Raw genomic sequence first — 25,810 nt, 5'->3', positions numbered from 1 at the left:
AATTCGCGCCGGTTGACATGCACAACCGTGCATATCAAAATGGAATCGATTTGCAATAAGGCCCGCCGACCGGCGGCCGCCCCTGCCCCGAGGAGCCCCGTGAGCATCGACGCCGATCCACGCGAGTGCAGCACGGGCGAGCGCGCCCGCGGCCCGATCGGCAGCGACGCCCTGCCGTCCCCGGTCGATGTCTCCCCCGGCGCCCTGATCGCGGCCGGTGAGCTGCTGCGCGCACTGTCGGCACCCGTCCGCATCTCGATCGTGCTCGAACTGCGCGAGTCGGCCCGCTGCGTGCACGAGCTCGTCGGCGCCCTCGGCGTCACCCAGCCGCTCATCAGCCAGCATCTCCGCGTGCTCAAGACTGCGGGCGTCGTGCGCGGCGAACGCTCGGGACGCGAAGTGCTCTACCACCTGGCCGACGACCATCTCGCCCGCATCGTCGTCGACGCCGTCGCTCACGCCCAGGAAGGACGATCGCAGTGACCTCCGCCCGCAAACCTCTCGTGGGGGTCCGCTCGACCCGTCAACGCAGCGCCATCGTCGACCTGCTCGACAACACCGAGGAGTTCCGGTCCGCCCAGGACCTGCACGACGAGCTGCGCAAGCGCGGCGAGGGCATCGGCCTGACGACCGTCTACCGCACCCTGCAGTCGCTCGCCGAGGTCGGCAGCGTCGACGTGCTGCGCACCGACAGCGGCGAGTCGTTGTTCCGGCGGTGTTCCTCCGGGCACCACCACCATCTCGTGTGCCGCCACTGCGGCTTCACGGTCGAGGTGGACGGCCCGGAGGTCGAACGCTGGTCGCACGAGGTGGCCGAGTCGAACGGCTTCGTCGACGTCAGCCACACCGTGGAGATCTTCGGCAACTGCCGCGAGTGCGCCCTCGCTCAGGGCTGAACCGACGGCCCGCGGCCGTCAGCCGCAATCGCAGTCATCACAGCCGCAGCCGTCGGCGAGCAGGTTCTCCTCGCCGTCCTCGGCCTCACCGTCGAAGACCGACGCTTCTCCGCCGAGACGCTGCGCCAATGCGCGTGCCTGCTCGACGACCGGCACGAGCGACGCGACGGCCCGCACGAGATGGATCGGGACGAGCGGCGACGCCGCGACCCGCAGTTCGACGGTGACTCGGTCCTTGTCGAGGACGAACTTGACTTCGGGGAACTCGACCTGCAGGTCGCCGAGGACCTCGGCGGCGCGGGTGCGGCCCGTGATGCCCTCGACCAGGTAGGTGGTGAGCAGCACGAAGCCGCCCTCGGCGTCGACCGTCGCGTAGGTGAGCACGTCGTCGATCCAGATCGGGATCTCGCCGTCCTCGTCGGGCTCGGGCGCTTCCTCGAGAATCTCGGACAGCGTCTCCACCACAGCGGCGCGCAGCATGTCGTCGTCCTCGGTGGGGATCGCGACGGCGTGCGTCCCGTCGGCGGCGACGACCTCCTCGGTGGTGGTCTCGGCGTCGATGTCGGTGGTGGTCACGAATTCTCCTTGGGATCGGGGGTGCCGGCCACGGCGCCGCGCGCGTCGGCGGCACCGTCGAGCACGAGCAACAGCATGGTGGTCAGCGCCGTGTCGTCGAGCCCGGTCGCGGGGAACGAGTACCGCAGCACGACGTCGGCGTCGGTCTCGCGTTCGATGAGGTGGACCGAGCCGAACTGCAGGGCGTCGGCGGCGGCCGCGACCCGACCGCGCACGGCGTCGTCGAGCGGAAGATCCCACGCGAGCACTCCGGTGACGGAGACCACGTCGAGTCCTTCGGTGAGCGTGACGACCTGCAGCGCGAAGGGCACGGCGCCGTAGTCGAATCCGAACGAGCCGTCGCCGTCGGCGGCGGACGACGGGGTGCGGACGTCGACGAAGGGCGTCAGCGCGCCCGCGATCCGCTCGCGCAGCGAGGTCACTTCACACCACCGAACCGCCGGTCGCGGGAGGCGTATTCGACGCACGCCGCCCACAGATCGCGCCGGTCGAAATCGGGGAACATCGTGTCCTGGAAGACGAGTTCGGCGTAGGCCGACTGCCACAGCAGGAAGTTCGAGGTGCGCTGCTCGCCCGAGGGCCGCAGGAACAGGTCGACGTCGGGCATGTCGGGCTCGTCGAGATACCGCGCGATCGTCGACTCCGTGATGCGTTCGGGATCGAGTTCCCCTGCCGCGACCCGGCGGGCGATCTCCCGTGCGGCGTCGGCGATCTCGGCGCGACCGCCGTAGTTGACGCACATCGTGAGAGTCATGACGTCGTTGTCCTTCGTCAGTTCCTCGGCGATCTCGAGTTCCTTGATCACGCTGCGCCACAGGCGGGGACGGCGACCGGCCCACCGGACGCGCACCCCCATCTCGTGCATCTCGTCGCGGCGGCGGCGGATCACGTCGCGGTTGAAGCCCATGAGGAAGCGGACCTCGTCGGGGCTGCGCTTCCAGTTCTCGGTGGAGAAGGCGTAGGCCGAGAGCCACTCGACGCCCATCTCGATACATCCGCACACCGTGTCCATCAGCACGGCCTCGCCGCGTTCGTGGCCGGCGGTGCGCGGCAGACCGCGCTCCTGCGCCCAGCGACCGTTGCCGTCCATCACGAGCGCCACGTGCTGGGGGATCAGCTCGGGTTGCAGCACGGGAGGTCGCGCGCCCGACGGATGCGGGTCGGGCGGCCGGATCACCCGCTCAGGCGATGGGGGCGTGGTACGTCGTCGAATCACGGTCCCCATCCTGCCGGACACCCCGGGCGACGTCATCAACCCGGTTCCCCGTCGCAGGTTCGGTGCGACCGCGCTCGACGAGGGGCAGCGAACGCAGTTGCCGTTCGAGATGCCACTGCAGGTGCGCGGCGACGAGCCCGCTGGCCTGGCGACGCACCGCCGTGTCGGCGGCCTCGGTGTCGGCCCAGCGTCCGTGGTTGAGCGCGTCGAGCAGCGCCAACACACCCGGGGCCGGGGTGGCCGCCCCCGGCGGACGGCAGTGCACGCACACCGCACCACCGGCGGCGACGTGGAAGGCGGTGTGCGGGCCGGGACGGTCGCAGCGCGCGCAGTGGGTGATCGCCGGCGCCCATCCCGCGTAGGCCATGGCCCGCAGCAGATAGGCGTCGAGTACGAGTTCGGGTGGCCGGGTGCGGTCGCACACCGCGCGGAGGGCGCCGACGGTGAGTGCGTGCAGGCGCGGCACGGGCGCGCGTTCCTCACCGGCGAGGCGTTCGGCGGTCTCGAGGATCGCGCACGCGGTGGTGTAGCGGGGGTAGTCGTCGACGATACCCACCGCGAAGGCGTCGAGGGTCTGCACCTGGGTGATGACGTCGAGACTGCGGCCCGGGTGGAGCTGGACGTCGATGTGGGCGAACGGTTCGAGCCGTGCGCCGAACTTGGAGCGTGTCCGGCGCACGCCCTTCGCGACGGCCCGCACGAGACCGTGCCGACGCGTCAGCAGGGTGACGATGCGGTCGGCCTCGCCCAGCTTGTGCTGGCGCAGCACCACCGCGTTGTCCCGATAAAGCCTCACTCCCCGAGTCTGTCATGTCGCGGTGACACGGGACGGTCCACGAAGGGACTCGACACCCAGAACGGGAACGCGTTATTGTTCGTTCGAACGAACGGGGGAACGAATGGACGCTCGAACCGACCTGCGCGACCTGAAGGCGACCGTCGAGGCACTCGACCGCGGCGAGACCACCTCCACGGACCTCGTCCGTGCGAGCCTCGACCGGATCGACGAATCGCAACCGCACCTGAACGCCTTCCGCGTCGTGCGCCGCACCACCGCACTCGACGAGGCCCGCGAGGCCGACCGGCGCCGCGCGAACGGCGAACACCTCCCCCTGCTGGGTGTCCCCATCGCGATCAAGGACGACACCGACATCGTCGGCGAGACGACGATGTTCGGCTGCGCCGGCACCTTCGCCCCGAAGGACACCGACGCCGAGGTGGTGCGTCGCCTGCGGGCCGCCGGCGCGGTGATCGTCGGCAAGACCCACTCCCCCGAACTCGGCCAGTGGCCGCTCACCGGCGGCGACGCCTTCGGGCACACCCGCAGCGCGTGGTCGCGCGACCACACCCCCGGCGGCTCGTCGGGTGGCAGCGCCGCGGCCGTCGCGGCGGGACTCGTGCCGGCCGCCCTGGGATCCGACGGCGCCGGATCGGTCCGCATCCCCGCCTCGTGGTCCAATCTCGTCGGCATCAAGCCCCAACGCGGCCGGATCTCCATGTGGCCCGACGCCGAATCCTTCAACGGACTCACCACGCACGGCCCACTCGCCCGCACGGTCGCCGACGCGGCCCTGCTCCTCGACGTCGTGTCCGGGAACCACCCCGGCGACCGGCACGCGTGCGCGCCGCTGACCGTCTCCGACGCCGTGGGACGAGATCCCGGCAGACTGAACATCGCTCTGTCGCTGAAGATCCCGTTCACCGCGACACCCACCAGCCTCGACGCCCGCGTCCGCACCCGCATCGCCGCACTCGCCGCGGTACTGCGCGATCTCGGCCACGAGGTGACGCTCGCCGATCCCGACTACGGAATGACGTTCGGTCTCACCTTCCTCCCTCGATCCATGGCCGGTATCGAGGATTGGTTGTACCGCCTGCCCGACCCGTCCCTCGCCGACGTGCGCACCCGCGCCAACGCCCGCACCGGCCGGTTCCTGCACGGTTATCCGTTGCGGGCGGCGCGCGCGGTCGAACCGCGACTGCACCGTCGGGTCGGCCGCATCTTCGACCGGTTCGACGTCGTACTCGCCCCCACCACTGCCACACCGCCGCTGCCGGTGACGGCGATCGACGGCATCGGCGGCTGGGCGACCGACAAGGTCATCACCGGCGCATGCCCCTACGCGTGGCCGTGGAACGTGCTGGGCTGGCCCGCGATCAACGTCCCCGCGGGTTTCACCGAGGAGCGACTGCCGGTGGGTGCCCAGCTGCTCGGCCCGGCGAACTCCGAACCGCTGCTGGTGTCCCTCGCCTCCCAACTCGAATCGGTGCTGCGCTGGCACGAACACACCCCGGAGCGATGGTGGTGACCACGCGCGACGACGCCCGCTCGCGGATCGTCCACGCCACCCTGTATCTCGTCGGCACCGACGGGGTCGCCGGGGTGACGAACCGGCGCATCGCGGCGCGCGCCGAAGTGTCGCTCGGTTCGATCACCTACCATTTCCCCACCCAGGCCGACCTGCTGCGCGCCGCGCTCGAGTTCTTCGTCGACGAGGAGACCGAGCGGCTGCGAGAACTCGCCGAGCAGTATCGATCCCGGGCCCTGTCGCTGACGGAGGCCGCCGAACTCACCGAACGCGTCGCCCACGACCTGACCTTCACGGCCGAACGCATCGCCCCCTTCGAGCTCTATGTGCAGGCGGGGCGCGACGAGGAACTGCGGCGGGTCGCCGAACGCTGCTGGCGTGCCTACGACGCGTTGACTGCCTCCGTCCTTTCCGCGCTGGGAGTGCCGGATCCGGAGACGATCGCCCCGACGGTCGTCGCGACCATCACCGGGTTGCAACTGCGCCGCCTGTCGACGGGTACGGAGCCGGATCTGTCGGAGGCCGTTCTGCTGCTGCTGCACGGCGCGGCGGCCACGCGTCGCTGAGTTCCCTTCGGTCACCGGCCCCGGCGTGACGACGCGTTCACATCCGCGTCCGCGACGAAACACCACCGTCACGAATTATGCCGTGTGCACAATTCTTTCGCGTCGCGAGTGGTTCGTCGGCCGATTGCCGAGTCCTGTCCGACTCTTCGGGATCGACATGTTCCGGCCGACGACGGCGGTGCCGCCCATCGATGCTCGCGGCGATGCTGCACCATCGGCGCCGACGAACTCATGGTGCGTCCCTTCGGGCGCTGGATGATCAACGGCCGTATCGCCTACGTCGTGCTGTTCGTCGTCACCTATCTGCTGTCGTTGTTCTTCTGCCCACACCTGCTCTCGCGATCATCGGTGCCGTGCTGCTCCCGGCGGCGATCAAGGCCGGGCTGCTCCCGGCGGCGATCAAGGCCGGGCTGCCGCCGCTCGGCCTTGATCGCCCTCGCGATTTCCGGACAGGGCGTGGCACTCGAACATTGCGCCACCCATTTCGTCGACGGCTTGGTCCACGCGTTCAAGGCCATGGGAATCATCCTGCCGGTGTCCGGATTCGTGTACCCCGGCATCCCCGACGACTCCGGTTCGATCCTGGGACTCGAGGACGGCACCGGGCCGGCCTTCCTGTTCGACGTCGTCGAGAGCATCCAGACCCGCATTCCCGACAACGGTCTCTTCGCCGCGTTCAGCATGATCCTGATCGGCATGCTCATCGGTCTGGACGGCTCCGGCTGGGCCGGTCTGCCGCTTACCGGTGGTATCGCCGCTGCGCTCGCCCCGCAGGCCGGAACGGACACCGCAACGCTTGCCGCCCTTGCGCAGAACGCCGCGACCTGGACCGGCGGCGGCACCCGCGTCATCTGGTCGTCGCTGATCGTGGTCGCGGGCTTCTGCCGCGTCCCGGTCGGAGATCTCGTGCGACGACTCGCGATCTCGGTGGTGAGCGGATTGCTCGTCGCCGCTTCGACGTCTCCGCCGCCGTCGCCATGACACCGCGGCCGGCGGAACTGATCGACCGCTTCAGCGCGTTCGTCGGCACCGACCTACCTCGCGTCGATGTGGGTCGCCCGGCCGATCACCGCGTCCACCCCGTAGGGCTCGGCGTCAGAATCCCAGACGGCCCAGCTGTTTGGGGTCTCGCTGCCAGTCCTTCGCGACCTTCACGTGCAGGTCGAGGTAGATCTTCACGCCGAGGAGCTTCTCGATCTGGGTGCGTGCGGCGGTGCCCACTTCGCGCAGCCGCGCGCCCCCCTTGCCGATGACGATGCCCTTCTGGCTCGGCCGTTCGACGTAGAGCAGGGCGTGCACGTCGAGCATCTCGCCCTGCTTCTCGGTGCGACCCTCGCGTTCGGTGATCTCCTCGATCACGACGGCGAGCGAGTGGGGCAGCTCGTCGCCGAGACCTTCGAGGGCGGCCTCGCGGATGAGCTCGGCCATCAGGGTCTCTTCCGGCTCGTCGGTGAGCTCGCCGTCGGGATAGAAGGCCGGTCCGGGTTCCATGTGCGAGACGAGGACGTCGACGAGGACCTCGACCTGCTCACCCGAGGCCGCGGAGACCGGCACGACCTCGCAGTTCTCGCCGAGGAGCTTCGACACGGCGAGCAACTGCGCGGCGACCTGCTGTTTGCCCACCTTGTCGATCTTCGTGACAATGCCGATGACCGGGGTCTTCGGCGCCATGTGGCGCACCTGCTCGAGGATCCAGCGGTCGCCGGGGCCGATCTTCTCGTCGGCGGGGAAGCACATGCCGATCGCGTCGACCTCGGAGTAGGTGTCCTGCACCAGGTCGTTGAGCCGCTGGCCGAGCAGGGTGCGCGGGCGGTGCAGTCCCGGGGTGTCCACGAGGATGAGCTGGGCGTTGTCGCGGTGGACGATGCCGCGGATGGTGTGGCGGGTGGTCTGCGGGCGCGACGAGGTGATCGCGATCTTGCTGCCGACGAGCGCATTCGTGAGCGTCGACTTCCCGGTGTTGGGCCGGCCGACGAAACAGATGAAGCCGGAACGGAAGTCGGTGTCGGTCATGCATGCTCCTCGGTGGTGGCCGTATCGGTATCGGTGGGTTCTTCTTCGGGGCTGACGCGCTGCACGAAGACGGTGCTCACACGCACCCGCCCGCGGACGTCCGGTCCGCCCTCGCCGCGGAGCAGCAGGCCGTGGGTCCGTACCTCCGCACCCGGCAGAGGAACTCGGCCGAGTTCGTAGCCGAGGAGTCCGCCGACGGTGTCGACCTCGTCGTCCTCGATGTCGATGTTGAACAGTTCGCCGAGGTCCTCGACGGGAAGTCGCGCGGAAACGCGGTAGGTGTCGTCGCCGAGTTCCTCGACGTCGGGGATCTCCCCGGTGTCGTACTCGTCGGCGATCTCGCCGACGATCTCCTCGATGACGTCCTCGATCGTCACGAGACCGGCGATGCCGCCGTATTCGTCGACGAGGATCGCCATGTGGTTGCGGTCGCGCTGCATGTCGGCGAGCAGATCGTCGAGGCGCTTCGAATCCGGCACGAAGACCGCCGGTCGCATGACGTCGGCGACGGAGACGCTGCGTCCGCCGTCGCGGTGGTAGTAGGTCTGCTGGACGAGATCCTTGAGGTAGACGACACCGCGGATGTCGTCGACGTTCTCACCGATCACCGGGATCCGCGAGTGCCCGCTGCGGACGGCGAGCGAGGTGGCCTGACCGGCCGTCTTGGTCTCCTCGATCCACACCATCTCGGGGCGTGGAACCATGATCTCGCGAGCGGTGGTGTCGCCGAAGTCGAACACCGACTGGATCATCCGGCGTTCCTCGTCGGCCACGACCCCGCTCTCCTGAGCGAGATCGACCAGTTCGCGCAGCTCGATCTCGTTGGAGAACGGGCCGTTCCTGAAACCGCGACCGGGTGTGACCGCATTGCCTACGCTGATGAGGATTCGGCTGATCGGACCGAGCAGGACACCGAGTACCCGCAGCGGTCCGGTGGCGGCGAGCGCGATCGGGTACGCGTGCTGGCGTCCGAGCGTGCGCGGACCGACACCGATGACGACGTAGTCGACGATGACCATCACCGCAGCGCCCACGACGAGCGCCCACGTGCGGTCGAGCACGGCGAGCAACGCACCGACGAGCACGACGGTGGCGGTGATCTCGCAGAGGATGCGCAGCAGCACCGTCAGATTGACGTAGCGGGGCCGATCGTCGAGCAGACCGAGCAGGCGGCGCGCACTGGGGCGGCCCTCCTTCGCGAGTTCCTCGGCGCGCGCCGCGGATACGGTGTTGAGCGCGGAATCGACAGCGGCGAACAGGCCGCCGAGCACCACCAGGACGACCGCCAGGACGACGAGGGGCACGGTACTCACGCGATCGTCACTCCCTCGATCGGTGCCGTCCGATCACGATGGCTCGCACTGTCGCCGCTCATGATTCGGGGGTGTCGACGAAACCGGCCTTGCCCAGCAGCTTCCGGTCGCGGGCGGCGAGCCGCGCCTCGTGCTCGGCGCGGCGGATCTCCTCGTACCACTCGGCGAGGAGCTGGTTCTGCAGGCCGAACATCTCCTTCTCCTCCTCCGGTTCGGCGTGGTCGTAGCCGAGGAGGTGGAGCATGCCGTGCACGGTGAGCAGGGCGAGTTCGTGGGCCACCGGGTGACCGGCCTTCGCCGCCTGGTCGGCGGCGAACTGCGGACACAGCACGATGTCGCCGAGCATCGACGGTCCCGGTTCGGGAGCGTCCGGACGCCCCCCGGGCTCGAGTTCGTCCATGGGGAACGACATCACGTCGGTGGGGCCGGGAAGGTCCATCCACCGCACGTGCAGATCGGCCATGGTGTCGAGGTCCACGAGCACCATCGACAACTCCGCCGCCGGATGCACATCCATCCGGGCGATCACGAAACGGGCGACGTCGAGGAGCTCCTCCTCCGAGACGTCCATTCCCGATTCGTTCGAGATCTCGATGCTCATGACTGGAGTTCCTTCTGCACGACGGTATTCGGTTGATCTACAAGGGTGTTCATCGACGCTGCACCCGCTGCGCGCGACGTTGAGCACGGTTGCCGGGGATCCCGTCGCCGTCGCGGGTGGCCTCGAAACGGCTGTAGGCGTCGACGATGTCGGAGACGAGCCGGTGCCGCACGACGTCGCTGCTGTCGAGTCGCGCGATGTGGATGTCGTCGATGCCGTCGAGGATCTCGGTGGCGGCGGCGAGACCCGAACGGGCGCCGCCGGGCAGGTCGATCTGCGTGATGTCGCCCGTCACGACGATCTTGGAATTGAAGCCCAGACGCGTGAGGAACATCTTCATCTGTTCGGCGGTGGTGTTCTGCGCCTCGTCGAGGATGATGAACGCATCGTTCAGGGTGCGGCCACGCATGTACGCCAGGGGTGCGACCTCGATGACCCCGGCCTGCATGAGCTTCGGGATCGCCTCGGGATCCATCATGTCGTGCAGCGCGTCGTGCAGTGGACGCAGATACGGGTCGATCTTCTCGTGCAGGGTGCCCGGCAGGAAGCCGAGCCGCTCCCCTGCCTCGACGGCGGGACGCGTGAGGATGATGCGGTTGACCTGCTTGGTCTGCAGCGCCTGCACGGCCTTTGCCATGGCGAGATAGGTCTTGCCCGTACCAGCCGGTCCGACACCGAAAACGATGGTGTGGGCATCGATCGCGTCGACGTACCGCTTCTGGTTCAGGGTCTTGGGCCGGATCGTCTTCCCGCGCCGCGACAGAATGTCGAGGCTGAGCACGTCGGCCGGCGACTCGGAGAGCCCCTGGGTGAGCATGCCCACGGTGCGACGCACGGCGTCGGGCGCGAGCGATTGTCCGCGACGGACGATGGTGACGAGTTCGGCGAGCGCACGTTCCGCGAGGGCGACGTCGGCGGGCGCTCCGGTCAGCGTGACGGTGTTGCCCCGCACGTGGATGTCCGCCGCCAGGAGGGCTTCGAGGGCGATCAGATTCTCGTCCGCGGCTCCGAGCAGGGGCGCTGCGGCCTCCGAGGGGAGGTCGAGGCTCGATTTGACCGTGGTCGGCTCGAATTCGGGGGGCTCGTGGGGTCGGTCTGGTTCACTCACGTGGACGGTACGTCCTGCTTTCGGTTCGGCTCCTGCACGACGGTCGTCGTGTTCGTGCCAGTCTAGCGCCGGACGAAGCGCACCCTCCCGCAACAGGGAGTTTCAGCGGGGTTGGATTCCGCCTTCACCAGAACCCGCCTCCGCGAGCCACCGCCGTGCCTCGGCGAGGATCCCGGGTGCCCGGTCGGGTGAGACCCCACCGAGCACGAGATTGCCCAGGACGATCGTGTCGCCCGAGTCGTCCACCAGCCCGAGATTGGCCTGCTCGAGTGTGGCCATCGTCAGGCCCTCCATCATCCCTACGAGCACGGGCGCCGGGAGGTAGTCGGAGAGCTGGCTCTGCGCGAGGCCGCGTTCGACGTGCCCGAGGACACGTGAGCGCACCGGGGAGACCAGCTCGGCGATGCGCTGCTCTCCCATCTCCTTGCGGGCGAAGGAGAGCAGCACGCGGTAGCGGTCGCCGATGGGCCAGGTCCGCAACGCCACGACCGCGAGCGCGACCGCGGGATCGTCCGGCTCGGGGTGGTCGAGAGCCTCGGCGAGTGCGGTCGAGGCGTCGTCGACGATCCCCTCGACGAGGGCTTCCCGGTTGGGGAAGTGCGCATAGACGGTGCGGCGGACGACACCCGCGGCTTTGGCGACATCGTCCATGCTCGCGTCGGAGTCGGCCGCAAAGCACATCACCGCAGCGTCGAGTATGCGCATGCGGTTCGCATTGAATCGGGTTCGCGGTCGTGTGACCGAGTTCTCCACGTTCTCGCCCTCTTCCGCCGACTGTGATCTGTCTTTCATTTTAGTTGCACACGGATGTGCAGCTGCGTAACTTGCACACCACCGTGTAGATCGGGGCTCAGGTCCCGGCCCGTGTCGCACCCGAGGAGAGCCCATGCCCACTGCCGTGACCCTCGCAGGAGGGACCGCAGCGAAGGAACCCTACCGGCTGCGCTGGGCCGGACTGGCGGTGCTGTGCCTGAGCCTGCTCATCGTCGTGATGGCCAACACCTCGCTCATCGTCGCCGCACCCGGCATGCTGCGCGAACTGCAGCTCACCAGCGCCGACATGCAGTGGATCATCGACGGCTACACCGTCCCCTATGCCGCGCTGATGCTGCTGTTCGGCGTGCTCGGCGATCGATACGGACGACGTCGCGCGTTGCTGGCGGGCCTGGTCGTCTTTGCCGCCGGCGCGGTCTACGGATCGTTCGCCGACAGCGCCGGCGACGTGATCGTCGCGCGCATCGCCATGGGGGTGGGCGCCGCCGTGATCATGCCTGCGACACTGTCGCTGCTCGTCGCGATGTTCCCCGTGCACGAGCGTGCCCGCGCGATCGCAGCCTGGGCCGCCACGTCCGGACTCGCCATTGCGCTCGGTCCCCTGCTCGCCGGATGGCTCCTCGAATCGAACTCGTGGGGTTCGACCTTCCTCATCAACGTGCCGATCGCGGCATTCGCGGCGATCGCGGCCCTGATCCTCGTGCCGGCCTCGAAGGCGGACGATCTCACCCGCACCGACTGGGTCGGCGGCGCCCTGTCGGTCGCTGCTCTCGGCGGAATCGTCTACGCGGTCATCGAGGGGTTCCACTTCGGTTGGGGCACCGGGGTGATCGCCACCTCGATCGGCTCGGTGATCGCCGCGGTGCTCTTCGTGGTGTGGGAACTTCGCCACCCCCGGCCGTTGCTGGACGTGCGTCGGGTCGCGGACCGGACCGTCGGCGGTGCGTGCGTGTCGGTGTTACTGCTCTTCCTCGTCGCCTTCGGCGCCATCTACTTCGTCGCGCAGCAGTTCCAGTTCGTGCTCGGTTACGGCCCGCTCGAGACCGGTCTGCGTCTGCTTCCCCTCGCGGTGACGGTCTCGCTCGGCGCGGCGCTGAGCGGCCGGCTCGCGCCCCGACTCGGTGCGCGGGTCCTCGTGGGCACGGGCATGGTCGCCGCTGCGGCAGGCATCCTCACCTTGACCGTCACGGCCGGCGCCTCCGGCTTCACGCCCTTTCTGATCTCGTTGTTGCTGCTCGGATTGGGCATCGGCCTGGCCACATCCCCGTCCACCGACCTGATCATGGGCGGCTTCCCCGACTCGGACCTCGGAGCGGCGGGCGGGTTGAACGACACCGCAGTGGAATTCGGCGGGTCGCTGGGTATCGCCGTGCTCGGCTCGATCCTCGCGACCACCTATCACCGCGAGATCTCCGGGTTCCTCGACGGATTGCCGTTGGCGGACCTGACAGGTCCGATGGCCGATCAGGCCGCGATGGCGATCGAGGCGGCCGGCGATTCGGTGGGCGGTGCGGCGATCGTCGCGGAGGAACTCGCGGCGAACCCATTCGCGGCGTCGTACGCACAACCGCTGCTCGACGCGTCGTCCGCAGCGTTCGCCGAGGCGATCTCGTCCGCGAGCCTCGTCGCCGGCATCGTCCTGCTCATCGGCGCCGCGGCGGTCACCGCGCTACTCCCCCGCGGACTCCACACCCGCACCGGCAGCGAGGCCGAGATCGGCCACTGACCGGACGGTGAGCAGGTCGAGCGATCGCGCCCAGGCCCGGGTGCTCCGGTTCAGGAAGGCGACGTGATCCTCACCGTCGAACAGCTCCAGCGACACCGGATCTCCTGCCGCGTCGGCCGCGTCGACGTAACGGTGCGCGACACTCACCGGCACCTGCTCGTCGGCGGTGCCGTGCAGCACCGCGACCGGCACACCGATCGGCGGCCGGTGCGTCGGCGAGGCCGACCGATAACACTCGGGTGCCTCCGCGTAGGACGCACCGAAGAGCGCCTCGAACGCCTCCACGCGACGACCGCGCTCCCCGGCGGTGACGAGGTCGAGCGCACCCGCCTGCGAAACCACGAATTCCGGTCGCACCGACGTGCACTCACCCGCGAGCCACACCGCCAGCTGGCCTCCCGCAGAGTGACCGACGAGCCGCACACGGTCGAGATCGACCTCGACACCGCCGCGCTGCGCGTGCGGAACGACCTCGGTGAAGATCGTCTCGTACGCCGCGACCACATCGGCGGACATCTCGTCCCACGCGCCACCGGCCTCGAGACGGCGGTACTCGACGTTCCACGCCACCACACCGCGACGCGCGAGTTCCACGGACAGCGCCGTACCGAGGGTGAGCTGGTAGCGGCCGTGCCACGAACCGCCGTGAACGACCATGACGGCGGGAACGGGCCCCGTCACCGTCGCGGGGTCGGGTAGGAAGACGTGCCCGAACTGCTGCGAGTGGGTGCCGTAGGCGATCTTCGTACGAGCCAAGAGAGGAAATTCCTTCGATACGTATGGTCGGGACCCGCAAGCGATCCCGCAGCACAGAGAATCGGGACCCGCAAGCGATCCCTAGTGCAGGGGCCTGGTACGCCACCGGTCGGTCAACACACCGATCGCGCCGAGTGCGACGGCCGCGGCGGTCGAGGTGCGCAGCACCGTGGGGCCGAGACCGACGGCCACCGCGCCCGCGTCGACGAGGGCCTCGACCTCCGCGTCGTCGAGTCCGCCTTCGGGACCGACGATCAGCGTCAGCGAATCGACGTCGCGCACGGGCAGATCGGCGAAGGGGATCGTGGCGGATTCGTGGAGCACCGCGACGACGTCGCCGCGCTCGACGGCCGAGCGGACCCGTGCGACGACCTCGGGTGTGCGGTGCAACCCGGCCACCGTCGGCACGTGCGCGCGCCGCGACTGCTTCGCCGCGGACGTCGCGACCGCCTGCCACTTGGCAACACCCTTGTCCGCCTTGGCATCCCACCGGGCGACACAGCGCACCGACTGCCACGGTACGAACTCGTCGGCGCCGGCCTCGGTGGCCAGTTCGACGGCGAGTTCGGACCGGTCGGACTTCGGCAGCGCCTGCACGACGGTCACGCTCGGACGCGGCGGGTCGACAACGCGACGACCGAGCACGAGCGCTTCGAGCCGGTCCTTCGCGACCGCCGTGACCTCGACGTCGGCGACCTCACCGGCACCGTCGGACAACACGAGCCGCTCGCCTACCGCGATACGGCGCACCGTCGCGGCGTGCCGGCCCTCCTTGCCGTCGAGCACGGCCGTCTGCCCCTCGTCGGGCAGCGGGTCGAGGTAGAACAGTGTCGCGGCCACCCGAGCGACCTAACGGGCGCTGAACGCGTCGCGCAGGCGCGAGAACAGGCCGCCGGTGTTCTGCGAACCCGTGGTCACGACCTCGACATGCTCCCGGTCGCTGTGCCGGCGCAGGTCCTCGAGCAGCTTCGTCTGCTTGTGATCGAGCTTGCTCGGCACCACGACCTCGAGATGCGCGTGCAGGTCGCCGCGCGTACCCGAGCGCAGCTTCGGCATGCCGTGGCCGCGCAGCACCGAGACCGAACCGGGCTGGGTGCCGGGATCGATGGTGATCTCGGTGGGGCCGTCGAGGATGGTCTCGATCGTCACCTTGGTGCCGAGCGCAGCGTCGACCATGGGCACGCGGATGGTGCAGTGCAGGTCGTCGCCGTCGCGCACGAAAACCTCGTGCTGCTGTTCGAGCACCTCGACGTAGAGATCGCCGGCAGGACCGCCGCCGGGGCCGACCTCGCCCTGGGCCGCGAGGCGGATGCGCATCCCGTTGCCGACGCCGGCGGGCACCTTGACGGTGACCTCGCGGCGGGCGCGCACGCGGCCGTCACCACCGCACTTGCGGCAGGGATCCGGGATCGTCTCGCCGACACCGCGGCAGGTGGGGCACGGGCGGGACGTCATGACCTGGCCGAGGAAGGAACGCTGGACGGACTGAACCTCACCGGCGCCACCGCAGGTCTCGCAGCGCACGGGCTTCGAATCGCCGTGGGTGCCGGAACCGGTGCACGCGTCGCACAGGATCGCGGTGTCGACCGTGACCGTCTTGGTGACGCCGCGAGCGCATTCCTCGAGGGTCAGGCGGGTGCGGAGCAGCGAGTCGGCGCCGGGCTGGACGCGGCCGCGCGGACCGCGGGAACCGCCGGCCCCACCACCGAAGAACGCCTCGAAGACATCACCGAGGCCGCCACCGAAGCCGGCGCCGCCGAAGCCGCCCGCACCGCCGCCACCGGGTTCGAGCGGGTCGCCGCCGAGGTCGACGATGCGTCGCTTCTCGGGATCCGACAGCACCTCGTAGGCGGCCGAGATCTCCTGGAAACGCTTCTGCGCCGACTCGTCGGGGTTCACATCCGGGTGGTGCTCGCGCGCCAACTTGCGGTACGCCCGTTTGATCTCCTGGTCGGTCGCGTTCTTGGACACGCCGAGCGTCCCGTAGTAGTCCCGTGCCACGTTTGGTTCTCGTCCTTACGTCGTTCTACAGAGCAAAAATGGACGGTGCTCAGCGTTCGCCGAGCACCTCACCGATATATCTCGCAACGGTGGCGACCGATGCGATGGTTCCCGGATAGTCCATCCGGGTGGGGCCGAGCACTCCCAGACCACCGAAGACCGTACCCGCGGCCCCGTAGCCGGTGGACACGACCGAGGTGGTGCGCATCTCCTCGAACTGGGTCTCCTCACCGATGCGGACGGTGACCCGGCCTGCGTCCTGGCTGGACGCGAGCAGTTTGAGCACCACGACCTGCTCCTCGAGGGCTTCGAGGACCGTACGCAACGAGCCCGGCAGCATGCCGTGGCCGTCGAAGTCGGCGGCGTTGCGGGTGAGATTGGCGGTGCCGCCGAGCACGAGACGCTCCTCGGGGTGCTCGACGAGGGTCTCCACCAACACGGTGGTGCACCGGATGAGCGCGTCGCGCAGATCGTCCGGTGCGTTGTCGGCGAGCTCGGTCACTGCGACGGAGGCCGCGGCGAGCCGCTTGCCGGTCAATGCCCCGCCGAGCAGCTCACGCAACCGCGACAGGCCGTCCTCGTCGATCACGTCGCCGAGTTCGACGATGCGCTGATCGACGCGGCCCGAGTCGGTGATGAGCACGAGCAGCAGCCGCGCCGGTGTCAGCCCGACCACCTCGAGATGTCGCACGGACGACGCGGAGAGCGTCGGGTACTGCACGACCGCGACCTGGCGGGTGAGCTGCGCGAGCAACCGCACCGCGCGGCGCAGCACGTCGTCGAGGTCGACGCCCGATTCGAGGAACTGCAGGATTGCGCGGCGCTCGGCCGACGAGAGCGGTTTGACCTCCGCGATCCTGTCGACGAACTGGCGGTAGCCCTTGTCGGTGGGCACGCGTCCCGAGCTCGTGTGGGTCTGTGTGATGTATCCCTCTGCTTCGAGCACAGCCATGTCGTTGCGGACCGTGGCGCTGGACACTCCGAGATTGTGCCGGTCGACGAGAGTCTTGGAGCCGATCGGCTCCTTGGTGGACACGTAATCCGCCACGATGGCGCGCAAGACCGTGAATCTCCGCTCCTCGGTACTCGACAACCCGCCACCTCCGTTTCCGCCGCCTGCAGGACTGCACCTCTCGGGGCCGTACCCTGTCAGTCTAATCGCGCGACGACCTCGAAGGTGTCGGGCACGTGTGCGATACCACCCCGAACCGGAAGCGACGCCTTCGGCGCGTCCCCCGTAATGTGTTCACATGATCTTCAAGGGCGTCCGGGACGGCAAGCCGTATCCCGATCACGGACTGTCTCTGCGCGACTGGTCGAGGATTCCGCCCCGCCAGGTGCGCCTCGACGAGATCGTCACGACGACGAAGGTGCTCGAACTCGACCGGCTGTTGTCGGAGGACTCGACGTTCTACGGCGATCTGTTCCCACACGCCGTCCAGTGGCAGGGCGTGCTGTACCTCGAGGACGGACTCCACCGTGCCGTGCAGTCTGCGCTGCGGAACCGGACGGTGCTGCACGTGCGTGTCTTCGAGTACGACGTGCTGATTCCCGGTGGCGTGCCCGACCCGGGCGCCGAGGTTCGGGGCCCGTCGCCCGCATAGCCCGATCAGGGGTGGATACCGTGGAGCCCCGCGATGTGTCGAGTGTGATCGTCACCCTCACGTTCGTCACCGTCGACGGCCGGACCGAGTCGGATAAGTACTAGGTGTCGGTGGTCGAGAACCGTGGGCGGCTGTCGGTCTACGACTCGGAGCGCATCGGAGCAGCATGACGCGACCGGTCGGTCGGAGCAGCATGACGCGACCGGACGGTCAGTCGTCCGCGCCGAGCAGGATGGTGCGGACCACCGCGTCGGCGAGCAGCCGGCCCCGGTCGGTCAGCACGAGCTGATCGTCGCGCTCCACGGCGAGCCCGTCGGCGACCACCGTCTCTGCTGCCTCGCGCTCACCGTCGTCGAGCTCCGACAACGGCAGGCCCGTGCGCAGCCGGACGGTGAGCATGACGAGTTCGGTGTGCCGGTCCTCGGCCGTGAGGTGTTCGCTGCCCCCGACGGGCAGGACTCCGTCGGCGAGGGTCGACGCGTAACGGGCGGGATGCTTGACGTTCCACCAGCGCACGCCACCGACGTGGCTGTGCGCGCCCGGCCCGGCGCCCCACCAGTCGCCGCCGTCCCAGTAACCGAGGTTGTGGGCGCAGCGCGCCGACGAATCATCGGCCTTCGCCCAGTTGGACACCTCGTACCAGGTCATCCCGGCGTCGGCGAGTCGCGCGTCGATCCGCTCGTACCGCGATGCGAGCACGTCGTCGTCCGGAGCCGGCAGCTCGCCGCGACGGACACGGCGAGCGAGGGCGGTGCCGTCCTCGACGATGAGCGCGTACGCCGAGACGTGGTCGACCCCCGCTTCGAGCACGGCGTCGAGGGAGGCGTCGAGGTCGACGTCGCGCTCGCCGGGAGTACCGTAGATCAGATCGAGGTTGATGTGGCCGAAACCGGCCGCGCGCGCTTCCTTCGCCGCCGCGACGGGACGCCCGGGTGTGTGGGTGCGGTCGAGGACCGCCAGCACGTGGGGCGCCGCGGACTGCATGCCGAGCGACACGCGGGTGTATCCGGCCTCGCGGATCGACGAGAAGAACTCCGTGGAGGTCGACTCCGGGTTCGATTCGGTGGTCACCTCGGCGCCGGGAGCGAGCCCGAACGAGTCGCGGATCGCGTCGAGCACCTGCGCGAGACCGTCCGCGCCGAGCAGCGAGGGTGTTCCGCCGCCGACGAAGACCGTCTCGGCAGCGGGAGTCCGTCGTCCGGATTCGGACAGCAGCCGGGCACCGGCGTCGAGTTCGCGGCGCAGACCCTCCAGCCAGGACTGCGGCGACGCCGCGCTGCCGAGTTCCCCGGCCGTGTAGGTGTTGAAGTCGCAGTAGCCGCAGCGGGTCGCGCAGAAGGGCACGTGCACGTACACACCGAACGGTCGCGTCCCCACTCCTGCGAGTGCCGAAGCGGGAAGTTCGAGACCGGCCGGACGACCCGCGATACCGATTTCCGTGCCGGTGCGTCGACCGATCTCAGTGCTGTTCACGCCCTCCAGTGTTCCAGAGACCTGAAGGGCGGCTCCGCGCGCGACGCCCCTACCTCGACATTTCCCGAAAATCGGGTGGAAATACCGCCCGCAATTCGGAATCGTCCCGGTGACGTGGCACAATGGTCCGCATGACAGGACACGGAGTGCGACTCGTGGCGCGACGCCACGTCGACTTCAAGCGCGTCTGCGCATCCTGTTGTCTGCCTTGCGCCGCTTGTCTCTGCGCCGACTGTCTCTAGTCGGCACTCCCCGGCACATCCCAGATCCCGCCGGGTCGAAGCATGCGTGCACGAGGTCAGCTCCCTCCTGCGCTCGTCGATCCGGTTCCAGCGAGTATCAGGAGACCCTGTATGTCGTCGATCACCGACGTCACGCCCGCCGACGAGTCGGCCACTCCCGCCCGCCGCGCGCGTCCCGCCCAGCGTCGCGCCGAAGGCCAGTGGGCCCTCGGCTACCGGGAGCCGCTCAACGCCAACGAGCAGACGAAGAAGGACGACAACCCGCTCAACGTCCGCAAGCGTATCGAGAACATCTATGCGCAAACCGGTTTCGACGGAATCGACAAGAGCGATCTGCGCGGCCGCTTCCGCTGGTGGGGTCTGTACACCCAGCGCGAGCAGGGCTACGACGGCACCTACACCGGTGACGAGAACATCGACCTGCTCGAGGCGAAGTACTTCATGATGCGGGTGCGCTGCGACGCCGGCGCCCTGAATCTCGCGCAGCTGCGGACGATCGCCGGTATCTCCACCGAGTTCGGTCGCGACACCGCCGACCTGTCCGACCGCGAGAACGTCCAGTACCACTGGATCGAGGTCGAGAACGTCCCCGAGATCTGGCGTCGTCTCGAATCGGTCGGCCTGAAGACCACCGAGGCGTGCGGCGACTGCCCTCGCGTCGTGCTCGGTTCGCCGCTCGCCGGTGAGTCCCTCGACGAGATCATCGACGGCACCCCCGCGATCGACGAGATCGTGCGCCGCTACATCGGCAACCCCGAGTACTCGAACCTGCCGCGCAAGTTCAAGACCGCGATCTCCGGCCAGCAGGACGTCGTGCACGAGATCAACGACGTCGCCTTCATCGGCGTCGAGCATCCCGAGCACGGCCCCGGCTTCGACCTGTGGGTCGGCGGCGGCCTGTCCACCAACCCGATGCTCGCGCAGCGGGTCGGCGCCTGGGTGCCGCTCGAGGAGGTCGCCGATGTGTGGGAAGGCGTCGTCGCGATCTTCCGCGACTACGGCTACCGGCGGCTGCGGTCCAAGGCACGCCTGAAGTTCCTCATCAAGGACTGGGGCATCGAGAAGTTCCGCGAGGTGCTCGAGACCGAGTACCTGAAGCGTCCGCTCATCGACGGCCCGGCCCCGGCCGCACCGGAGCGTCCCATCGATCACGTCGGTATCCAGAAGCTACGCAACGGCCTCAACGCCGTGGGTGTCGCGCCGATCGCCGGTCGTGTCTCGGGCACGATCCTGTCGAAGGTCGCCGACGCCGCCGAACGTGCGGGTTCCGACCGGATCCGGTTCACCCCATACCAGAAGCTGATCGTGCTCGACGTGGCCGACGACAAGGTCGAGCAGCTCGTCACCGAGCTCGAGGCGCTGGGTCTGCCGGCCTCGCCGTCGCCGTGGCGCAAGAATCTCATGGCGTGCACGGGAATCGAGTTCTGCAAGCTGTCCTTCGTCGAGACGCGCAAGCGTTCGCAAGCCCTCGTGCCCGAGCTCGAGGAGCGTCTCGCCGACATCAACGCGCAGCTCGACGTCCCGGTGACGATCAACATCAACGGCTGCCCGAACTCGTGTGCGCGCTCCCAGATCGCCGACATCGGCTTCAAGGGTCAACTCGTCGACGACGGTGAGGGCAACCAGGTCGAAGGTTTCCAGGTGCACCTCGGCGGTGCGCTGGGCTTCGACGCGAAGTTCGGACGCAAGCTGCGCCAGCACAAGGTCACCAGTGCCGAGCTCGGCGACTACATCGAGCGGGTGGTGCGCACCTTCGTCAAGGAGCGCACGCCCGGCGAGCGCTTCGGCGAATGGGTCGTCCGCGCCGAGGAGGCAGACCTGCGATGACGGGCACTGCTGCAGCGGTCGACACGAAGACGGATCGGGAAGGGACGCGATGACGATCGATACGAACATCGACGAGCTCCGGAGTATTGCCGCGCAGGGGGCGGCAGAACTCGAAGGTGCGTCGGCGCAGGAACTCCTGCGGTGGACGGACGAGACCTTCGGTACCCCCACCACCGACGGTGGACGTAGCGGGTACATCGTCGCGTCCAACATGCAGGACGGTGTCCTGGTCCATCTGGCCGCGCAGCAGCGCCCCGGCGTGGACGTGCTGTTCCTCGACACCGGCTACCACTTCGCCGAGACGCTCGGCACGCGCGATGCGGTGGAGCAGGTGTACGGCGTGAACATCGTCAACGCCCGGGCGCAGCAGTCCGTCGCGGAGCAGGACGCCCTGCTCGGCAAGGATCTGTTCGCCCGCGACCCGAACGAGTGCTGCCGCCTGCGCAAGGTGGTGCCGCTGAAGGAGAGCCTGAAGGGCTACCGCGCCTGGGTGACCGGAATCCGCCGTGTCGAGGCGCCCACCCGCGCGAACTCACCGCTCATCTCGTTCGACGACGCGTTCGGACTGGTGAAGATCAATCCGATCGCGGCATGGTCCGACGAGGACATGCAGAACTACATCGACGAACACGGGATCCTCGTCAATCCGCTCGTCGACGAGGGCTACCCGTCCATCGGGTGCGCCCCGTGCACCACCAAACCACTTCCCGGAGCCGATCCGCGCAGCGGGCGCTGGGCCGGCCGAGCCAAGACCGAATGCGGGTTGCACGCCTCATGACACTCACCGATACGAATCCCACCGAGACCCGGACGCTGCTGGACGGCAACCGGTTCGACACCCTCGACGCCCTCGAGTCGGAAGCGATCCACGTCTTCCGCGAGGTCGCGGGCGAGTTCGAACGCCCCGTCATCCTGTTCTCGGGAGGCAAGGACTCCACCGTCCTGCTGCACCTCGCCATCAAAGCGTTCTGGCCCGCGCCGCTGCCCTTCGCGCTGTTGCACGTCGACACCGGCCACAACCTCCCCGAGGTCCTCGAGTTCCGCGACCACGTCGTCGAAAAGTACAACCTCCGACTGCACGTCGCGAGTGTCGAGGACTACCTCGCCGACGGCCGGCTCACCGAGCGTCCCGACGGCATCCGCAACCCGCTGCAGACCGTGCCGCTGCTCGACGCGATCTCGGAGAACCGGTTCGACGCCGTCTTCGGTGGCGGCCGCCGCGACGAGGAGCGTTCGCGCGCCAAGGAGCGGATCTTCTCGCTGCGCAACGCATTCGGCCAGTGGGATCCGAAGCGTCAGCGTCCGGAGTTGTGGAATCTGTACAACGGGCGGCACGCACCCGGGGAGCACGTGCGTGTCTTCCCGCTGAGCAACTTCACCGAGCTCGACATCTGGCGCTACATTGCCCGCGAGAACGTCGAACTGGCGAGCATCTACTACGCGCACGAGCGCACCGTCTACCGCCGCGACGGCATGTGGATGACCCCGGGTGTCTGGGGCGGTCCGGCCGAGGGCGAAGAGCTCGAGACGCGTTCGGTACGCTACCGCACCGTCGGCGACGGATCGACCACCGGCGCGATCCTGTCCGAGGCCTCCACGAACGAGGAGATCCTCGCCGAGGTCGCGGCGTCACGACTGACCGAGCGCGGCGCCACCCGCGGCGACGACCGGGTTTCCGAAGCGGCGATGGAAGACCGCAAGCGAGAGGGCTATTTCTGATCATGAGCGACCTTCACGAGCAGAGCGTGCAGAGCGACACGCAGCTGCTGCGCCTCGCCACCGCCGGTTCGGTCGACGACGGCAAGTCCACCCTGGTGGGACGACTGCTCTACGACACCAAGTCCGTACTCGCCGACCAGATCGACGCCGTCACCCGCGCGTCGGTCGACCGCGGCCTCGACACCCCCGACCTCTCGCTGCTCGTCGACGGCCTTCGCGCCGAGCGTGAGCAGGGCATCACCATCGACGTGGCGTACCGCTACTTCGCGACGCCGAAGCGCAGCTTCGTCCTCGCGGACACCCCGGGTCACGTCCAGTACACCCGCAACACGGTGTCGGGTGCGTCCACCGCGCAGCTCGTCGTCCTGCTCGTCGACGCGCGCAAGGGTGTCGTCTCGCAGACCCGCAAGCACGCCGCCGTGCTGGCCCTGCTCGGTGTGCCGAAGCTCGTCCTCGCGGTCAACAAGATCGACCTCGTCGAGGATCCGGCCTCGGTGTTCGCGCAGATCTCCGCCGAGTTCGGGGAACTGACGAGTTCGCTCGGCTGGGCACCCGAGGACGTGCAGGAGATCCCGGTCTCCGCGCTGCACGGCGACAACGTGGCCGTGCGCAGCGAGAGCACCCCCTACTACGACGGCCCGACGCTCATCGAGCACCTCGAGTCGGTTCCCGTCGACGCCGATGTGCACGGCCGGCACGAGACCGGTCTGCGCTTCCCGGTGCAGTACGTAATCCGTCCCCGCACCGCCGAGTTCCCCGACTACCGCGGCTACGCCGGTCAGGTCGCGGCAGGGTCCGTGCGCCCCGGTGACGAGGTCGTCGTGCTGCCGTCCGGTGTCCGCACCACCGTCGAGCGCATCGACAGTGCCGACGGCGCATTCGATGTCGCGCACGCCGGCCGGTCGGTGACCCTCGTGCTCGCCGACGACGTCGACGTCTCCCGCGGCGACATCATCGCCACCCCGGAGGCGGCACCCGAGCCGCTGTCGGAGTTCGAGGCCACCGTGTGCTGGCTCGCCGAGAAGCCGTTGCGCCCGGGCGCCCGGTTGCTGCTCAAGCACGGCACCCGCATCACGCAGGCCATCGTCGGGACGATCGACGAGCGGTTCGACGAGCAGGATCTCTCCTCCGTCCCGAGCCCGGAGAGCATCGAGCTCAACGAGATCGCGCGCATCACGGTGCGTGTGGCCGAGCCGATCGCCGCGGACGACTACCGCATCAACCGCCGCAGCGGCAGCTTCCTGCTGATCGATCCGGCCGGGGGCAACACCCTCGCCGCGGGTCTCGTGGGCGACGGACTCGCCGACATCGAGCTCGGGGACCGCGTCCCGGCATGATGCCGCTCGTCGCCGTCGCGCACGGCAGTCGCGACCCGCGTTCGGCGCAGGCCGTGGCTGCCGCGCTCGACACCGTCCGGGCCGAGAACCCCGGTCTGGACGTGCGACTCGCGTTCCTCGACCTGAACACCCCGTCGGTCGGTCAGGCTCTCGACGCGCTCGCCGCGGACGGGCACCGGCAGGTCGCGGTGGTGCCGCTGCTGCTCGGCAGCGCCTTCCACGCGCGGGTCGATCTGCCGGCCCTGTTGCACGAAGCGCAGCAACGTCATCCGCTGCTCGAGGTGCTGTGCTCGCCGATCCTCGGCGACGACGATCTCCTCGTCGACGCGGCTCGCGATCTCATCACGGCCACGGGGGTGTCGGCCGACGATCCGTCCGTCGGTATCGCAGTGTGCGCGGTGGGATCGCGACGCCCCGAAGCGAACCGGGCGACCGGGCTGGTCGTGCCCCGCATTCTCGTCGGCACGGCGTGGACGCAGGCCGCGGCGTGCTTCGCCACGACCGGTCCGTCCGTGGGGACGACCCTCGCCGACCTCACCTCCCGCGGTGCCCGCACCGTCGTGCTGACACCGTGGATCCTCGCCCCCGGGCTGCTGTGGGACCGTGCCTGCGCCGAGGCCGACAGCCTCGGGCACGTGCGGGTCGCGCAGACCCTCACCCGGCACGATGCCGTCGCGCGGGTGATCACCGAGCGCTACACCGAGGCCGTGCACCGGCGGCGCGGACTGCGCGTGGCCTGAGTCACTTCCGGATCTCCACCCGAGTTCACGCACGATTTGCATTCCTCCGCTACAACGGAGTCACGGTCGTCGTCCGACGACATCGGTGATCCGGGAGGGCCTCACGTGCAGAACGAACTTCGGCGCTACATCGATCGGCTCCGCACGGAGGGCTATTCGGTGCGCGACGACCACGGTGAGGACCCCGATCTGATCGACATCGAGGGCCGGGCCGTCGACACCTGGCGGGAGAACTATCCGTACGACACCCGGATGGACCGCGCCACCTACGAGGTCGAGAAGTATCTCCTGCAGATCGAACTGCTGAAGTTCCAGTCGTGGGCCAAGGACAACGGCTCCAAGCACATCATCGTGTTCGAAGGTCGCGACGCCGCCGGCAAGGGCGGCACGATCAAGCGGTTCCAGGAGTACATCAACGTCCGGCACGCCCGGACCGTCGCGCTGAACAAGCCGTCCGACCGTGAGCAGGGCCAGTGGTATATGCAGCGCTATATCCAGCACTTCCCCACCGCCGGTGAGCTCGTACTGTTCGACCGCTCCTGGTACAACCGAGCCGGCGTCGAACGGGTCATGGGTTTCTGCAGCGACGACGAGTACGAACGTTTCATGGAGCACGTCCCGTTGTTCGAGAAGCTCGTCGTGGACGCCGGCATCACCCTGACGAAGTTCTGGTTCTCCGTCACCCGGAGGGAGCAGCGCACGCGCTTCGCCATCCGCCAGCTCGATCCGGTGCGGCGGTGGAAGCTGTCGGAGATGGACCTCGAATCGCTCGACAAGTGGGACCAGTACACCGACGCGAAGGAAGAGATGTTCCGGCGCACTGACACCGACTGGGCGCCGTGGACGACCATCAAGTCCAACGACAAGAAGCGGGCCCGGGTCAACGCGATGCGGTTCTTCCTCAACCAGTTCGAGTACGACGACAAGGACCGTCAGATCGTCTTCCCGGCCGACCCGAGGATCGTGCAGCGCGGCAAGGACGCCGTCGGCGACTAGCTGCCGGGAGGTCGTGC

27 protein-coding genes are annotated in these 25,810 nt (G+C 68.8%); 13 read left to right on the top strand and 14 right to left on the bottom strand.

Annotation, left to right across the window (positions count from 1 at the left end; genetic code table 11):
* Window positions 1-99: 99 nt before the first annotated feature.
* A complete protein-coding gene (locus M3330_RS20425) occupies window positions 100-483 on the top strand; it encodes a helix-turn-helix transcriptional regulator (RefSeq protein ID WP_006554467.1) in 384 nt (127 codons plus the stop codon).
* Window positions 480-896, top strand: coding sequence for a Fur family transcriptional regulator (locus M3330_RS20420; protein WP_006554468.1), 417 nt, complete (start codon window positions 480-482; stop codon window positions 894-896). Before M3330_RS20425 ends, M3330_RS20420 begins: the two co-directional genes overlap by 4 nt.
* A gap of 18 nt (window positions 897-914) precedes the next feature.
* Here the strand turns inward: M3330_RS20420 and M3330_RS20415 are convergent, their stop codons facing one another.
* From M3330_RS20415 to recO, 4 genes are read right to left on the bottom strand one after another with little or no spacing between them, the layout of a single operon-like run.
* Complete coding sequence (locus tag M3330_RS20415) at window positions 915-1,472, bottom strand: hypothetical protein (RefSeq protein ID WP_033097768.1); 558 nt, start codon at window positions 1,470-1,472, stop codon at window positions 915-917.
* Window positions 1,469-1,894, bottom strand: coding sequence for a hypothetical protein (locus M3330_RS20410; protein ID WP_006554470.1), 426 nt, complete (start codon window positions 1,892-1,894; stop codon window positions 1,469-1,471). The genes M3330_RS20415 and M3330_RS20410 overlap by 4 nt, the downstream gene beginning before the upstream one ends.
* Window positions 1,891-2,697, bottom strand: coding sequence for an isoprenyl transferase (locus M3330_RS20405; RefSeq protein WP_050993415.1), 807 nt, complete (start codon window positions 2,695-2,697; stop codon window positions 1,891-1,893). The genes M3330_RS20410 and M3330_RS20405 overlap by 4 nt, the downstream gene beginning before the upstream one ends.
* A complete protein-coding gene (gene recO, locus M3330_RS20400; protein ID WP_072740431.1) occupies window positions 2,654-3,484 on the bottom strand; it encodes a DNA repair protein RecO in 831 nt (276 codons plus the stop codon). The genes M3330_RS20405 and recO overlap by 44 nt, the downstream gene beginning before the upstream one ends.
* A gap of 103 nt (window positions 3,485-3,587) precedes the next feature.
* Here recO and M3330_RS20395 point away from each other — a divergent pair, with 103 nt between their 5' ends.
* From M3330_RS20395 to M3330_RS20385, 3 genes are all read left to right on the top strand, one after another.
* Window positions 3,588-4,997: an amidase gene (locus M3330_RS20395; protein WP_039585145.1), complete on the top strand. Its 1,410-nt coding sequence runs from the start codon at window positions 3,588-3,590 to the stop codon at window positions 4,995-4,997.
* Window positions 4,988-5,563: a TetR/AcrR family transcriptional regulator gene (locus M3330_RS20390; protein ID WP_033097766.1), complete on the top strand. Its 576-nt coding sequence runs from the start codon at window positions 4,988-4,990 to the stop codon at window positions 5,561-5,563. Before M3330_RS20395 ends, M3330_RS20390 begins: the two co-directional genes overlap by 10 nt.
* A 231-nt stretch (window positions 5,564-5,794) precedes the next feature.
* Window positions 5,795-6,544: a hypothetical protein gene (locus tag M3330_RS20385; RefSeq protein WP_255026163.1), complete on the top strand. Its 750-nt coding sequence runs from the start codon at window positions 5,795-5,797 to the stop codon at window positions 6,542-6,544.
* Between the two features lie 114 nt (window positions 6,545-6,658).
* Here M3330_RS20385 and era read toward each other — a convergent pair whose 3' ends face one another.
* The 5 genes from era to M3330_RS20360 form a co-directional block, all read right to left on the bottom strand.
* Window positions 6,659-7,576, bottom strand: a complete 918-nt coding sequence (gene era / locus M3330_RS20380; protein ID WP_024101353.1) for a GTPase Era — start codon at window positions 7,574-7,576, stop codon at window positions 6,659-6,661.
* Window positions 7,573-8,889, bottom strand: a complete 1,317-nt coding sequence (locus tag M3330_RS20375; RefSeq protein ID WP_255026159.1) for a hemolysin family protein — start codon at window positions 8,887-8,889, stop codon at window positions 7,573-7,575. The genes era and M3330_RS20375 overlap by 4 nt, the downstream gene beginning before the upstream one ends.
* 58 nt (window positions 8,890-8,947) lie before the next feature.
* Window positions 8,948-9,490: an rRNA maturation RNase YbeY gene (ybeY, locus tag M3330_RS20370; RefSeq protein WP_006554478.1), complete on the bottom strand. Its 543-nt coding sequence runs from the start codon at window positions 9,488-9,490 to the stop codon at window positions 8,948-8,950.
* A 49-nt stretch (window positions 9,491-9,539) separates the two neighbouring features.
* On the bottom strand, window positions 9,540-10,598 hold the full coding sequence (locus M3330_RS20365) for a PhoH family protein (protein WP_006554479.1): 1,059 nt from the start codon (window positions 10,596-10,598) through the stop codon (window positions 9,540-9,542).
* Between the two features lie 102 nt (window positions 10,599-10,700).
* A complete protein-coding gene (locus M3330_RS20360; protein ID WP_170318574.1) occupies window positions 10,701-11,303 on the bottom strand; it encodes a TetR/AcrR family transcriptional regulator in 603 nt (200 codons plus the stop codon).
* 181 nt (window positions 11,304-11,484) lie between these two features.
* Between M3330_RS20360 and M3330_RS20355 the strand changes: the two genes are divergently transcribed.
* Entirely contained in the window at window positions 11,485-13,098 is a 1,614-nt protein-coding gene (locus M3330_RS20355; protein ID WP_255026155.1) for an MFS transporter, read from the top strand.
* On the opposite strand, the gene M3330_RS20350 is transcribed toward M3330_RS20355, so the two are convergent.
* The 4 genes from M3330_RS20350 to hrcA all read right to left on the bottom strand — a co-directional run bounded on the left by M3330_RS20350 (window position 13,042) and on the right by hrcA (window position 16,948).
* Window positions 13,042-13,854 (bottom strand): S9 family peptidase, encoded by an 813-nt coding sequence (locus M3330_RS20350; RefSeq protein WP_255026153.1) that lies wholly within the window; start codon window positions 13,852-13,854, stop codon window positions 13,042-13,044. The genes M3330_RS20355 and M3330_RS20350 overlap by 57 nt on opposite strands.
* An 81-nt stretch (window positions 13,855-13,935) precedes the next feature.
* Window positions 13,936-14,694, bottom strand: a complete 759-nt coding sequence (locus M3330_RS20345; protein WP_255026152.1) for a 16S rRNA (uracil(1498)-N(3))-methyltransferase — start codon at window positions 14,692-14,694, stop codon at window positions 13,936-13,938.
* 9 nt (window positions 14,695-14,703) lie between these two features.
* A complete protein-coding gene (gene dnaJ / locus M3330_RS20340; RefSeq protein ID WP_006554483.1) occupies window positions 14,704-15,855 on the bottom strand; it encodes a molecular chaperone DnaJ in 1,152 nt (383 codons plus the stop codon).
* 49 nt (window positions 15,856-15,904) lie between these two features.
* Window positions 15,905-16,948 (bottom strand): heat-inducible transcriptional repressor HrcA, encoded by a 1,044-nt coding sequence (hrcA, locus tag M3330_RS20335; RefSeq protein ID WP_006554484.1) that lies wholly within the window; start codon window positions 16,946-16,948, stop codon window positions 15,905-15,907.
* A 157-nt stretch (window positions 16,949-17,105) separates the two neighbouring features.
* On the opposite strand from hrcA, the gene M3330_RS20330 reads away from it, so the two are divergent.
* Complete coding sequence (locus M3330_RS20330; protein WP_006554485.1) at window positions 17,106-17,459, top strand: type II toxin-antitoxin system VapB family antitoxin; 354 nt, start codon at window positions 17,106-17,108, stop codon at window positions 17,457-17,459.
* A gap of 210 nt (window positions 17,460-17,669) precedes the next feature.
* Here the strand turns inward: M3330_RS20330 and hemW are convergent, their stop codons facing one another.
* Window positions 17,670-18,893 (bottom strand): radical SAM family heme chaperone HemW, encoded by a 1,224-nt coding sequence (hemW, locus tag M3330_RS20325; RefSeq protein ID WP_255028957.1) that lies wholly within the window; start codon window positions 18,891-18,893, stop codon window positions 17,670-17,672.
* Between the two features lie 392 nt (window positions 18,894-19,285).
* Between hemW and M3330_RS20320 the strand changes: the two genes are divergently transcribed.
* The 6 genes from M3330_RS20320 (at window position 19,286) to ppk2 (ending at window position 25,793) form a co-directional block, all read left to right on the top strand.
* Entirely contained in the window at window positions 19,286-21,001 is a 1,716-nt protein-coding gene (locus M3330_RS20320) for a nitrite/sulfite reductase (RefSeq protein WP_255026151.1), read from the top strand.
* A gap of 49 nt (window positions 21,002-21,050) precedes the next feature.
* Complete coding sequence (locus M3330_RS20315) at window positions 21,051-21,779, top strand: phosphoadenylyl-sulfate reductase (RefSeq protein ID WP_006554488.1); 729 nt, start codon at window positions 21,051-21,053, stop codon at window positions 21,777-21,779.
* A complete protein-coding gene (gene cysD / locus M3330_RS20310; protein WP_064852508.1) occupies window positions 21,776-22,720 on the top strand; it encodes a sulfate adenylyltransferase subunit CysD in 945 nt (314 codons plus the stop codon). Before M3330_RS20315 ends, cysD begins: the two co-directional genes overlap by 4 nt.
* Before the next feature lie 2 nt (window positions 22,721-22,722).
* On the top strand, window positions 22,723-24,057 hold the full coding sequence (locus tag M3330_RS20305; RefSeq protein WP_006554490.1) for a sulfate adenylyltransferase subunit 1: 1,335 nt from the start codon (window positions 22,723-22,725) through the stop codon (window positions 24,055-24,057).
* On the top strand, window positions 24,054-24,797 hold the full coding sequence (locus M3330_RS20300) for a sirohydrochlorin chelatase (protein ID WP_006554491.1): 744 nt from the start codon (window positions 24,054-24,056) through the stop codon (window positions 24,795-24,797). Before M3330_RS20305 ends, M3330_RS20300 begins: the two co-directional genes overlap by 4 nt.
* Window positions 24,798-24,902: 105 nt before the next feature.
* Window positions 24,903-25,793, top strand: coding sequence for a polyphosphate kinase 2 (gene ppk2 / locus M3330_RS20295; protein ID WP_006554492.1), 891 nt, complete (start codon window positions 24,903-24,905; stop codon window positions 25,791-25,793).
* Window positions 25,794-25,810: the final 17 nt, after the last annotated feature.

The sequence above is a fragment of the Rhodococcus sp. GA1 genome (assembly GCF_024321955.1).
GTDB lineage: Bacteria > Actinomycetota > Actinomycetes > Mycobacteriales > Mycobacteriaceae > Rhodococcus > Rhodococcus pyridinivorans.
The sequence above is the reverse complement of the archived record's forward strand: the minus strand, read 5'-3'. Positions and strand labels throughout refer to the sequence as shown.